A 12,478-nucleotide genomic window follows, 5' to 3' on the forward strand; every position below is an offset into this window, starting at 1 on the left:
TCGCGCCGCTAACGCTCCGAACGGCGCGTAAGGCGACGTGGCGAAGATTCTTTGAGCGATTTTCCACGGCCTGACAGACTCGGGTTCGTCATGAAGTAGTTGTGCACGTTGAAGGGCTCTTCGCCCTTCGCGGCCTTCATACGTGTTGACGACCCATCCGGCAACAATCGCCAGCTCTGTTCATTGTCTTTCAGGTTCGCGACCATGATTTGTTCGAGAACCTGCTGATGTACCGTCGGATTTTGCAACGGACACAGCACCTCGACCCGGCGGTCCAGATTGCGCGGCATCATGTCAGCGGAGGAGATATACACAGCCGCCTTCGCGCTCGGCAGGCCGTGGCCCATGCCGAAGCAATAGACTCGTCCGTGTTCCAGGAACCGGCCGATGATCGATTTGACCCGGATGTTCTCCGACAAGCCCGGCACACCGGGCCGCAGGCAGCAGATTCCACGAATGATCAGATCGATCGAGACCCCGGCCTGCGAGGCTTCGTACAGCGCGTCGATGATCTCCGGATCGACCAGCGAATTCATCTTCAGCCAGATCGCACCCGGCTTGCCATGGCGCGCATGGTTGCTCTCGCCGTGGATGTGCTCGATCATCCGCTTGCGCAGCGTCAGCGGCGACACGCCCATCTTCTCGATGTCGCGCGGCTCGGCATAGCCGGTGATGTAGTTGAAGACGCGTGCGGCGTCGCGCGCGATCACAGGGTCCGAGGTGAAGTACGACAGGTCCGTGTAGATGCGCGCGGTAACGGGATGGTAGTTGCCGGTGCCGGCGTGAACGTAGGTCGTGAGCCCGGCGCCTTCCCGGCGCACCACCAGCGACAGCTTGGCGTGGGTTTTCAGTTCGAGGAATCCATAGACCACCTGCACGCCCGCGCGTTCAAGATCGCGCGCCCAGCGGATGTTGGCCTCTTCGTCGAAACGCGCTTTCAGTTCGACCAGCGCCGTCACCGACTTGCCCGCCTCCGCCGCCTCGGCGAGCGTCCGCACGATCGGTGAATCGCGCGAGGTGCGATACAGCGTCTGCTTGATGGCGACGACATCGGGATCGCGCGCCGCCTGTTGCAGGAACTGCACCACGACGTCGAACGATTCATACGGGTGATGGACGACCAGATCCTTCTGCCGGATCGCCGCGAAGATGTCGCCGCCGTGATCGCGTACGCGCTCGGGATGGCGCGGCACATAAGGCGTGAACTCGAGATCGGGGCGGTCGAGCCGCGTCAGTTGCGACAGTTCGTTCATGGCCAGCACGCCGTCGACAAGAAGCACGTCGTCGTCAGGCACTGACAGGGCGCGCTGCACGAATGCGCGCAGTTCGTCAGGCATATGGGCTTCGATCTCAAGACGGATCACCGACCCGCGGCGGCGGCGTTTCAGCGCCGACTCGAACAGGCGAACCAGATCCTCGGCCTCTTCCTCGATTTCCAGTTCGGAGTCGCGAATGATGCGGAACGCGCCCTGCCCCTTGACGGTGTAGCCCGGGAACAGCCGCCCGATGAACAGTCCGGTGGCCTGCTCCAGCGTGATGAGGCGGACCGAGCCATCCTTGCCGGCAGGCAAACGGATGAAGCGGTCGATCTTGCCCGGCATGCGGATCAGCGCATTCATCGCCTTGCCGTCGGACACCCGCGCCAGATGCAGCGCGATGGTGAAGCCGAGGCTCGGGATGAACGGGAACGGATGCGCGGGATCGATCGCCAGCGGCGTCAGCAGCGGAAAGATATTGTGGAGGAAGTGATCTTCGATCCAGGCCGTCTCGGTCTTGCTGACATCCTTGCCGTCGACGAGGACGATGCCCACTCCGGACAGGATGTTGCGCAGGTCGCGCCAGATCTCCTGCTGGTCACTGGCCAGCTTCGAGACCGTTTCGTTGATCTTCGCGAGCTGTTCGGTGGGCGTCGAGCCGTCCGGGCTGCGCTCGTTGATGCCCTCACGGACCTGAGCCTTGAGACCCGCAACGCGGACCATGAAGAACTCGTCAAGGTTGTTGGCGGAAATAGACAGGAACCGGACCCGCTCCAGCGCCGGGTGGTTGAGGTTGACCGACTCTTCAAGCACGCGGCGATTGAAGTGAAGCCACGAAAGCTCGCGGTTGATGAAGCGATCGGAACTTGACCCAATTGATGCCGGAACCGTAATTTCTTCGGTTTCTTCTTTTCTAACAATAGCTTGCGCGGAATCCATAAAGCGAGACCTTATTCACATCAACAGCCCGTAATGTGGACGGTTTCCACGGAGACAATGTGCCAGCGTCATGACAGTTCGATGACATGATGGGCCAGGACAGGTTAATGACCAAGTCCCTGCGCGATCAGGCCGCAGTGTCCTTGAGGATTTCCGCAGCCAGCGCCCGCGTCACCGGCCGGCGCTGCCGCAGCGCCTCGCTGTCCAGCAATTCGACCGCGTGCCGCGCCGCAGCGAAAGAACGCTCGATCCGGGTTGCGAGGTAGCTCACGATGCTGTCGTCCACGCTCATCTGGCGGTCGGCGCAGAATTTGACGATCAGCGCCCGAAACAACTGGTCGTCCGGCGGCGTCAGCGTCACCACCGACACCGCGCGCAGACGCGAGCGCAGGTCGCGCAGGTCCACCGGGAACAAGGACGGCAACGTCCGTCCCGTCAGCAGGACATAGGCCTCGTCTTCGCGTGCGAGATTCAATAAATGAAACAGCGCGCGCTCATCGAACGACGCCGGGTCAAGATCATCGACGACCAGCGCGCCGGTGGCGAGTTCGTCCGGCACGTTGTCTGGCGTCAGCGTATGCGCTGCGACCGAGCGCGCGCCTGCCTCCGCCGCCCAGATCGATGCGAGATGACTTTTGCCGCAGCCCTCTGGGCCGACCAGCATCATGACGCGGTTCGGCCAGTCCGGCCACGCATCGATCAGCGCCAGCGCCTGCGCGTTGGCGGAGCCTTCCATGAAGTTGTCGCGCGTCAGGCTTTCCGCGTGCGGCAACGCAAAGGCCAACTGACGGGGGCGAACGCGCGCTACCAAGCAAGACTCCTGACCGAACCACCCGGTCTACGCAACATGCTGCTTTTGAAGTGTATCACGGTATCGGCGCGGTCGCGCTCATGTGCCGTGCCCATTCCACGAGATAGAAGGACACCGAAAGCAGCGTCAAGACCGTCACGCAACCCGCCAGAATGATCTCGTAGGGCGACGCATTGAACTGGAAGCCGAGCGAGGCCAGCACCAGCGCTGCGAACGACACCTGCGCCACGGTGTTGAGCTTGGACACCATCAGTGGCTTCATCGGAACCGGATTGTCGAGAATCCACGAGACAATCACGGCGCCCACGATCATGAAATCGCGCGACACCACCAGGATGACAAGCCAGCGCGGGATATCGCCGGAGATTCCGAGCGTGACATAGATCGAGACCAGCAGCGCCTTGTCGGCGACGGGATCGAGCAGCGCCCCGATCTCGGTGGTCATGTTGAACCGCTTGGCCAGAAAGCCGTCGATGGCGTCGCTGACCCCCGCCACCACAAAGATGACGAAGGCGATGGTCATCTGGTTCGACGCGATGGCCCAGACGATGACCGGCACCAGCAGGATGCGGCCCAAAGTAATGATGTTCGGCAGATTCACGCGACTTTTCCCGGCTCCCCATTGTTGTAGCGGCCCGGTGCGACCTTGCCTAGGACACGGGACTGCGGCCCAGTGCCCGAACGTTCTACATAGCTATGCACAGCCGCCCCGCCAGCCATTGCGCCAGCGCAAAATCCGACGTAACCACCGGCATACTCTCGGAAACTTGGCATGACCGATCAAAAATCCGGCCTGACCTATTCGTCCGCCGGCGTCGATATCGACGCCGGAAACCGTCTGGTGGACCTCATCAAGCCGCTGGTGCGCGCCACCGCGCGGGCGGGCGCCGACGCTGAAATCGGCGGATTCGGCGGCCTGTTCGACCTCAAGGCCGCGGGCTTCAAGGATCCCGTTCTGGTCGCCGCCACCGACGGCGTCGGCACCAAGGTCAAGATTGCCATCGAGACCGGAATCCACGGCGGCATCGGCATCGACCTCGTGGCGATGTCGGTCAACGATCTCGTGGTCCAGGGCGCGGAACCGCTGTTCTTTCTGGATTACTTTGCCTGCGGCAAGCTCGACCCCGAGGCCACCGCCTCGATCGTGGCCGGCGTCGCGGAAGGCTGCCGCGAATCCGGCTGCGCGCTGATCGGCGGCGAGACTGCCGAAATGCCCGGCCTCTACAAGGACGGCGACTATGACCTCGCGGGCTTCGCGGTAGGCGCAGCCGAGCGCGGCACACTGCTGCCGCACAAGGACATCGGCCCGGGCGACGCGGTGATTGGCCTCGCCTCCTCGGGCGTCCATTCCAACGGCTTCTCGCTGGTGCGCAAGGTGGTCGAGAAATCCGGCGTGACATTCGACGCGCCCGCGCCGTTTGCGCCCGTGATGACGCTCGGCGGCGCGCTGCTCGCCCCGACGAAGCTCTATGTGAAATCCTGTCTCGCGGCGATCCGCCAGACCGGCGCGGTCAAGGGCCTCGCGCACATCACCGGCGGCGGCTTCACCGACAACATTCCCCGCGTATTGCCGAAGCATCTCGGCGTCCGCATCGATCTGACTGCCGTTCCAGTGTTGCCGGTGTTCAAGTGGCTGGCGGCGGAAGGCAACATCGCCGAACTCGAACTTCTGCGCACCTTCAACTGCGGCATCGGCATGATCGCGATCGTCAAGCGCGAGCAGCTTGTCGAGGTGATGGAGATTTTCGCAGGTGCCGGCGAGCGCGTCGTCGATCTCGGCGAAGTCGTCGAGGCATCAGGCGACGAGCGCGTCATTTATGACGGCCACCTCGATCTGGCGGACTGAGATGGCAAAACGCCGCGTCGCCATTCTGATCTCGGGGCGCGGATCGAACATGACCGCGCTGATCGACGCGGCCAAAGCGCAGGACTTCCCCGCCGAGATTATCCTCGTGGTGTCGAACATCGCGGGCGCGGGCGGCCTCGCCAAGGCCTCCGGTGCCGGGATCGAAACCGCGACCATCGAGAGCAAGCTATTCGGCAAGGATCGCGAAGCGTTCGAGCGCGCGTTGCAGGATACCCTTCTCAAGCACAACGTCGATCTGGTGTGTCTCGCCGGGTTTCTCCGGTTGCTGACACCATGGTTCGTCAAACAGTGGGACGGCCGGATGCTGAACATCCACCCGGCCCTGCTGCCGTCGTACAAGGGACTGGATACCCACGAGCGCGCGCTTGCGGATGGCGTCAAGATTCACGGCGCGACGGTGCATTTCGTGGTGCCGGAAATGGATTCCGGCCCCATCGTGATGCAGGGCGCGGTCGCCGTGCTCGGAGATGACACACCCGACACGCTGGCTAAACGCGTACTCGGCGTCGAGCATCAGATCTATCCGGATGCGCTGCGCCTGGTCGCAAGCGGCGGCACACGGCTGGAGAACGGCGTGTGCAAGACCGACGCGAACGGTAGCCCAGATGACACGCTGATTTCGCCGGCGGTTATCTAGACGCGACCGACATAGCATCTGCTTCGTTGCCGCGAAGCCCGGTCAGGCCTCCCGTCCTCTGTGGCCACGCCACCACAGAGGACGGCTATGGCCCACCCGATCCGCCCCGAAACATTGACGCAAGCAGTGGATTCAGGGCAAATCGCTGGACGCCATTGCAGCAAATCCATTTCGAGTTCCGGTTGTCATGACAATTTCAGCGGCGCGAACGAGCCTGAGCCGAATGAAATTGCTGCTCGCGATAATGCCCGCGGCCGGCGTTATTTGCGCAGCCTCGAACGCCAACGCGCAGTTCGTCCCGCCTCCCGTCTTTCCCGACGCCACCGACAACAATTCTCATTTCGCCGCCCACGCCGCCCAGTTCGACATCGGCAGCAGCTTCCTGCAACGCCTCGGCCGCGAGGCCACTTACGGATTCGCCGCGCGCGATAATTCCGGCGGCGGTGGCGCGTCGCAAAGCACTGCCGAACCGCTGTACCGGACCTGGGCCGAAGGCTACGGCCTCAGCGCGCACACCGCCGCGCAGGGAACATTCGTCGGCGACCGGCGCAAGGCGCTCGGCGTTGTCGGCGGCATAGGCGCAACCGTCGCGCCCGGCCTGAATGTCGGCTTCTCCGCCGACGAGAGCCGCACGCAAATCGATGTTCCGATCGCGCTGCAAAGCGCCTCGCTGGGCATGACCCAGATCGGCGTCAACGCGTCCTACACCAACGGCCCTTGGACTGTGGCGGCAGCGGCCGTGCATGGCTTTGCCCGTATCAGTTCAATCCGGGCAACGCCGCTTGGAGGCGCCCTCGCCAATTACCGCGGCAGCATCGACGGCGTGCTCGGCGAACTGAACTACAACTATTCCTTCGGTCAGAGCCGCATCGTGCCCAAGGTCGCGCTTGAATACGTTTCGGCGCGCACCGACCGTTTCAGCGAGGTCGGCGGCTTGCAGCCGGTGAGCGTCGCAGAGGCGCACGGCGAGCGCGCGCGTGTGCTGGCGGGGGCCGAGGTCGGCCACTACTGGATCATCGGCCAGCAGGCGTTCGACGTATCGGCCTACGGCAAGTTCGTGGACAACTTCTCCCAGAACGTCGGCTCGGTGCAGGTCAGCCTCGTGAACAACAACGCCATCACCGTGCAGGGCATTCGCGAAAGCCGGAACGGCGCCGACGCCGGCGCGGCTGCGTCCTATATCTACAGCAACGCGGTCAGGTTCTATGCCAACTACGACGGCAGGTTCCGCGACGGCTTCGAATCGCACCAGGGCACGCTTGGCGTCGAGCTGAAGTGGTGAGCTGGCTTCCGCGTCATCGCGGGAAGTGATTGCGACGAGAAAATTCAGATACACGCGGCCGATGCACGTGTTCGTCCCGGCGAAAGCCGGGACGACATCAGTTTGCGTATAACGCTTTACGCCGCCGCTGAGACCTCGGCGTGCTGCTCACGCAATGCGCGACGCCGCCACATCGAGCCTATCGTCAGCACGACAACGACGCCGAGCAGTGCCAGCGATATTTCGCCGACCTCGCCGCCGAACTTGAGATGCTTGGCGAAGCCGAACATCGTCGACGTGGTATCGACATCGAGCGCGATATGGCCGTCCAGCACGCGATGCAGCCAGGGTGCGACGGCCGGATCGGTGGCGATCACCTCGCCAGCGATCCATCCGAGCAAGGCGGCGCCGAACCAGACCAGCGCCGGCAGACGATCCAGCAGGGCCATGATCAGGGCGGCGCCCGCCACGATCATCGGAATGCTGATAGCCAGACCGAGGATGATCAGCACGACGCTGCCGTTGGCGGCTGCGGCCACCGCGATGACGTTGTCGAGGCTCATGATGATGTCGGCGATGGCGACGATGCGCACCGCGGCCCACAGGTGAGCAGCGGCCTGCACGCCCTCCTCGTCTTCTTTTTCAGGAACGAGAAGCTTCGCCGCGATCCAGATCAACGCGAGCCCGCCGATCAGCTTGAGGAACGGGATCGTCATCAGCGTCACGACGATGAAGGTGAAGATGACGCGCAACAAAACCGCGACGCCTGCACCGAACACCATGCCCCAGACGCGCTGCTTGGGCTGCAGCCCGCGGCACGCCAGCGCGATCACCAGCGCGTTGTCGCCAGACAGCAGGACATTGATCCAGATGATCTTGGTCAGCGCGACCCAGAACTGGGGCTGCTGAATCTCAGCTTCGAACTGAGTGATAAGACCGCCAAGGGCGGCGGGATCGAATATCTGCGCTATCCAGTTCACGATAAATGGCCCCCGCCCCGTTACAATTTTTTATGGATTAACCGACGATCTCGTTGCCGGCGAAGAACTGCGCGATCTCGATTGCCGCGGTCTCCGCCGCGTCCGAACCGTGGACCGAATTTTCGCCGATCGACTTGGCGTGCGCCTTGCGGATCGTGCCTTCAGCGGCCTTCGACGGATCGGTCGCGCCCATCACGTCGCGATGCTTTAGCACCGCGTTCTCGCCTTCGAGAACCTGGACCACGACCGGTCCGGAAACCATGAAGTCGACGAGTTCACCGAAAAACGGACGCGCCTTGTGAACGGCGTAGAAGGTCTCGGCCTGGGCGCGGGTCATGAGAATGCGCTTCTGCGCAACGATCCGCAGTCCGGCCTTTTCAATGATGGCGTTGATGGCGCCGGTCAGATTGCGCGCGGTCGCGTCGGGTTTGATGATCGAAAAGGTGCGCTCAATCGCCATTGGTACTGTCCTTGAAGCAAGTGTGTTGGGAAGATTGTCGCGCTTATAACGGCGCGGTGGTGCCACGGCAAGCTGGTATACCACCAGCGAGGCCGGGTTGACGGCACCCCGCCTCTGATACCTCCGCTCTGGCGCGGCGCCAAACCTTACCGCGATGTCATCGACATGAATGCCTTGTGAGCGATCTGTCAGGACCCTGTTCAGAGTTGCGGGTGCAGGATGGGAGCATCGATCCGGTCAGGGTCACGCAATTGAACCTTCCGGGAGGTCCGGGCGTTGTCACTCGGGTCTCGAAATCAAATCCAAAAAGGAGAACAGCATGTTGCGTAAACTCGCTCTTGCATGCGCCGCAGTCGCCGCGCTCGGCACAGCCGCACTCAGCTCGACCGATGCTTCGGCTCGGGAGTGGAAAAGTGTCGGCGTCCTGGGCGGCGGTGGCGGCGGTTGGCACGGCGGCCATGGCGGCTACGGTGGTGGTTACGGTCACCGCGGTTGGGGCGGCGGACGTTATTACGGTTATGGCCGGCCCGCCTATTATGGCGCTTACGGCAGCTGCACCGTGCGCCGTCTCGTAGCGACGCCTTACGGCTATCGCTACCGGCTGGTGAACCGCTGCTAGTCCGCGAAACAATCCGATTCCATGACGACAGACCGGCCGCCCAAAGCGGCCGGTCTTTTTTGTCGCACCTCTCAGCGTGAACCGTCTCGAACCGGTTTCAGCGGCCCGCCGACAGACAAGCAGGGACACCACAGGCGCCCCGCGCCAAACTCAAGGAGACTTGTCATGTTGCGCAAACTCGTTCTTGGACTGGCCGCGATCGCCGCTCTGTCCACCGCTGCCATGATGCCCACCGCCGCTTCGGCGAAAGGCTGGAAGCATCATCACCATCATCACGGGTTCCACGGCCACTGGGGTGGCGGCTATGGCTACTTCGCCGGCGGTTACGGTGGCGGCTACGGCGGCTGCTATGTGAAGCGGCTCGTCGAGACCCCTTACGGTCTCCGCTACCGCGTCGTGAACGTCTGCTTCTGACCCGATCTCATCCTCCCAGACTTCGGATCCCCCGGCAGCAACCTGCTCGGGGGATTTTTTTGACCGGAGTTCCCGGTTCCAGAAACATAAATGTTTACCGATTCCAAACCATGCATACGAAACACATGAACGAACGGCGCTCCATCGCATTGGTCCCGTGATATTGAATAGAAGTTGAAATGAATTTTGGAGTTGGCCATGCCGAGCCGTCTAAACGCTCCCGATGTCCGTCTCGACCACATTCACAGTGAAGCCGTGTGGCAAGGTATCGGCGAGAAGCTGCGCGACGCGTTGCGCGAGCAACCCGACATGTCGCAACGCCTGCGTACGCTCATCGCACGTCTTCCGGAACTCGATCGTGAACGGGCGCCATCGCTGGTCCCCGAGATGTCCCCGGAAACCCATTGAGTCCGTTCCGCGGGTGACAATGCCCGCGCGAATGCGTGCGAAAACCTGATCGGTGGCCGCCAAAACGGCCGCCACCGTCATAAATCGACCCGACAAAGCTGTTGCGTTCGGCGGCCTGTCTCGTAAAAGCCCGCCATGCTCTCCCTGAATGAAATATCAGTCCGAATCGCCGGACGCCTTTTGATCGACCACAGCACGGTGCAAATCGTGCCCGGCGCACGCGTCGGTTTCGTCGGCCGCAACGGCGTCGGCAAATCGACGTTGTTTCATGCCATTCGCGGCGAATTGCCCACGGAAACCGGTTCGATCTCGATTCCTCCGCGCTGGCGCGTCGGCAGCCTCGCGCAGGAAGCGCCAGACGGCCCCGAGAGCCTGATCGACGTGGTGCTGAAGGCCGATCTCGAGCGCGATGCGTTGTTGCGGGAAGCAGACACCGCGCACGATCCGCACCGCATCGCCGACATCCAGACGCGGCTCGTGGACATCGACGCCCATTCAGCCCCTGCCCGCGCCGCCGCCATTCTCTCAGGTCTTGGATTTTCCACCACCGATCAGGCGCGATCCTGCTCGGAATTTTCCGGCGGCTGGCGCATGCGCGTGGCACTGGCGGCAACATTGTTCGCTGCCCCCGACCTGCTGCTGCTGGACGAGCCGACCAACTATCTCGATCTCGAAGGCACGCTCTGGCTCGAAGACCATCTCGCGAATTATCCGCGCACCGTGATCGTCATCAGCCATGACCGCGACCTGCTCGATACCTCGGTCGATCAGATCCTGCATCTCGATCGCGGCAAGCTCACGCTCTACAAAGGGACCTATTCGTCATTCGAGGAGCAGCGCGCCACGCGCGAGATGCTCGACGCCAAACATGCCAAGCGCCAAACCGATGAGCGCAAGCGGCTGCAGGCATTCGTCGATCGCTTCAAGGCGAAGGCCTCCAAGGCCAAGCAGGCGCAGTCGCGCGTCAAGATGCTCGAACGGATGAAGCCGGTCACGGCGCTCGTCACGCAGGACGTCCGCGAGATCACGTTCCCGACGCCTGAGAAACTTCTTTCGCCGCCGATCATCGCCGTGGACGACGTGTCGGTCGGTTACGATCCGGCAAAGCCCGTGCTCAATCATGTCACGCTGCGCGTCGACAACGACGACCGCATCGCGCTGCTCGGCTCCAACGGCAACGGCAAGTCGACGCTGGTGAAACTGCTCGCGGGCAAACTGCCGCAGTTCTCCGGCAAGGTCATCCGCGCGGCCAGCCTGTCGGTCGGTTACTTCGCTCAGCACCAGACCGACGAACTCGATCTCGACGGCTCGTCCTACGACCATCTGCGTCGGCTGATGCCTGACGCGCCGGAAACCAAGGTGCGCGCGCGCGTCGGCGCGATCGGGTTTTCCGGCAAGGCCGGCGACACCAAGGTCAGTTCGTTGTCCGGCGGCGAGAAGGCGCGGCTGCTGCTCGGGCTCGCGACGTTCTACGGCCCCAACATGATCATCCTCGACGAGCCGACCAACCATCTGGACATCGACAGCCGCGCCGCGCTGGCCGAAGCGATCAACGAGTTTCCCGGCGCCATCATCATGGTCTCGCATGATCGTTATCTGATCGAGTCCTGCGCCGATCAGTTGTGGGTGGTGGCCGACCGCAAGGTCACGCCTTACGACGGGGATCTCGACGATTACCGCCGCTCGGTGCTGACCGCGCGCGGGATGCGCGCCTCAAGCCGTGACCGTGGCAGCGATCGGGAGAAAGCGCCCCGGGCCAAGCCCGAGAAGCGCGTGCCGCTCAAGCAGAAAATCTCGAATGCCGAAAACGAAATCGCGCGGATCAGCGGCATCATCGAAAAGATCGACGCCGCGCTGGCGTTGCCGGATCTGTTCAAGCGCGATCCCAAACAGGCCACGCAGCTCACCAAGGCGCGGGCAAGCGCCGCGGACGCGCTGCAGCGCGCCGAAGACGAGTGGCTGGCGGCAAGTTCGTCTTACGAAGAGACGGCGGGCTGATTTTCTTTGAAAACTGAAAGCGAGCTTACGAGCGCCGCTTCTTCGCGCCGCGCACGGGCTTCTCGGGTTCCGGCGCAGCGACGCGCTCGATCGAGGTCAACCGTCCCGACGTGAAGGTATAAGCGCCTGGCCGCGGTCCGTGCGTCCAGGTGATGACAGCGACGCGATCGCCGCGCGTATTGTTCGACAGGTTCACATTATCGGGCGCTGCCGGAATCGCGCGCGCGACATCGCATTCGGTATGACCGAGCGCGACCGGCGCTGCGACTTGAACCGGTTGTCCGTCGGTCGATGCGTTGGCATCGGCCGGCGCGCTCTGCGCAGGCATTCCCGGACATTGGCCATCGGAACTGATGAGATCGTTCGGCGTGACGTCTTTCGACGCACTCAGCGGAGGCGTTTCGATGGTGGTGTTGCCGCCTTTGAAAATCCGGCCCGGCCGCGCGAACCATTGCTGATCCTTGAGCGAGAAATCGGACAGCCCGCCGCAGCCAGCGACCATCGGCGCCACAATTAAGAGGGCCACCAACTGTCTTGCAGGAATGGTTTTACGCGGGAGGTCCAAATTCGTTCTCACACTAACTCAGCGCCAATCATGCGCTTTCTGAAACCAGGTGATGTTCTAAAACAAATGCCTAAACAATCATTTGCGCGGTTTCAGCAGCGATGATGGAACATCCCGCTTGCCGCCGCGCACCTGTGCCTTGCACCACCCCTTTGCGGCACCATGGTGGCTAACTGCCGGTCAGGTCAACGAAAAAAGACTGTATTGTTAATGACGGAGTGACGCGCGGCGATCCGTCAGATGAGAGCGATTCCAGTCTCGCG

13 protein-coding genes are annotated in these 12,478 nt (G+C 62.7%); 7 read left to right on the forward strand and 6 right to left on the reverse strand.

Features of this window, described 5'->3' with window-relative positions; all coding sequences use genetic code 11:
• Nucleotides 1–8: 8 nt before the first annotated feature.
• From AC1RKJ_RS02945 to AC1RKJ_RS02955, 3 genes are all read right to left on the reverse strand, one after another.
• Nucleotides 9–2,195, reverse strand: coding sequence for an RNA degradosome polyphosphate kinase (locus AC1RKJ_RS02945; protein ID WP_492789404.1), 2,187 nt, complete (start codon nt 2,193–2,195; stop codon nt 9–11).
• A 127-nt stretch (nt 2,196–2,322) separates the two neighbouring features.
• Nucleotides 2,323–3,006 (reverse strand): P-loop NTPase family protein, encoded by a 684-nt coding sequence (locus tag AC1RKJ_RS02950; RefSeq protein ID WP_492789405.1) that lies wholly within the window; start codon nt 3,004–3,006, stop codon nt 2,323–2,325.
• 55 nt (nt 3,007–3,061) lie between these two features.
• Nucleotides 3,062–3,607 carry a CDP-alcohol phosphatidyltransferase family protein gene (locus AC1RKJ_RS02955; protein WP_492789406.1) on the reverse strand — a complete coding sequence of 182 codons (546 nt, stop codon included), beginning with the start codon at nt 3,605–3,607 and terminating at the stop codon, nt 3,062–3,064.
• Nucleotides 3,608–3,778: 171 nt separating this feature from the next.
• Here AC1RKJ_RS02955 and purM point away from each other — a divergent pair, with 171 nt between their 5' ends.
• The 3 genes from purM to AC1RKJ_RS02970 all read left to right on the forward strand — a co-directional run bounded on the left by purM (nt 3,779) and on the right by AC1RKJ_RS02970 (nt 6,792).
• A complete protein-coding gene (gene purM / locus AC1RKJ_RS02960) occupies nt 3,779–4,852 on the forward strand; it encodes a phosphoribosylformylglycinamidine cyclo-ligase (RefSeq protein WP_492789407.1) in 1,074 nt (357 codons plus the stop codon).
• Between the two features lies 1 nt (nt 4,853).
• Nucleotides 4,854–5,510, forward strand: a complete 657-nt coding sequence (purN, locus tag AC1RKJ_RS02965; RefSeq protein ID WP_492789408.1) for a phosphoribosylglycinamide formyltransferase — start codon at nt 4,854–4,856, stop codon at nt 5,508–5,510.
• Between the two features lie 223 nt (nt 5,511–5,733).
• Entirely contained in the window at nt 5,734–6,792 is a 1,059-nt protein-coding gene (locus AC1RKJ_RS02970; protein ID WP_492789409.1) for an autotransporter outer membrane beta-barrel domain-containing protein, read from the forward strand.
• 116 nt (nt 6,793–6,908) lie between these two features.
• Here AC1RKJ_RS02970 and AC1RKJ_RS02975 read toward each other — a convergent pair whose 3' ends face one another.
• Nucleotides 6,909–7,751, reverse strand: coding sequence for a TerC family protein (locus tag AC1RKJ_RS02975; protein ID WP_492789410.1), 843 nt, complete (start codon nt 7,749–7,751; stop codon nt 6,909–6,911).
• A gap of 37 nt (nt 7,752–7,788) precedes the next feature.
• Nucleotides 7,789–8,211 carry a nucleoside-diphosphate kinase gene (gene ndk / locus AC1RKJ_RS02980; RefSeq protein WP_492789411.1) on the reverse strand — a complete coding sequence of 141 codons (423 nt, stop codon included), beginning with the start codon at nt 8,209–8,211 and terminating at the stop codon, nt 7,789–7,791.
• A gap of 319 nt (nt 8,212–8,530) precedes the next feature.
• On the opposite strand from ndk, the gene AC1RKJ_RS02985 reads away from it, so the two are divergent.
• From AC1RKJ_RS02985 to AC1RKJ_RS03000, 4 genes are all read left to right on the forward strand, one after another.
• Nucleotides 8,531–8,830, forward strand: a complete 300-nt coding sequence (locus tag AC1RKJ_RS02985) for a sulfur globule protein precursor (RefSeq protein WP_492789412.1) — start codon at nt 8,531–8,533, stop codon at nt 8,828–8,830.
• A 165-nt stretch (nt 8,831–8,995) separates the two neighbouring features.
• Nucleotides 8,996–9,244 carry a hypothetical protein gene (locus AC1RKJ_RS02990; protein WP_492789413.1) on the forward strand — a complete coding sequence of 83 codons (249 nt, stop codon included), beginning with the start codon at nt 8,996–8,998 and terminating at the stop codon, nt 9,242–9,244.
• 198 nt (nt 9,245–9,442) lie between these two features.
• A complete protein-coding gene (locus AC1RKJ_RS02995) occupies nt 9,443–9,652 on the forward strand; it encodes a hypothetical protein (RefSeq protein ID WP_492789414.1) in 210 nt (69 codons plus the stop codon).
• 135 nt (nt 9,653–9,787) lie between these two features.
• On the forward strand, nt 9,788–11,650 hold the full coding sequence (locus AC1RKJ_RS03000; protein WP_492789415.1) for an ABC-F family ATP-binding cassette domain-containing protein: 1,863 nt from the start codon (nt 9,788–9,790) through the stop codon (nt 11,648–11,650).
• A gap of 25 nt (nt 11,651–11,675) precedes the next feature.
• Here the strand turns inward: AC1RKJ_RS03000 and AC1RKJ_RS03005 are convergent, their stop codons facing one another.
• Nucleotides 11,676–12,152: a hypothetical protein gene (locus AC1RKJ_RS03005; RefSeq protein ID WP_492792629.1), complete on the reverse strand. Its 477-nt coding sequence runs from the start codon at nt 12,150–12,152 to the stop codon at nt 11,676–11,678.
• Between the last annotated feature and the right edge of the window lie 326 nt (nt 12,153–12,478).

This window comes from Afipia sp. GW822-FHT04G07 (assembly GCF_058800765.1).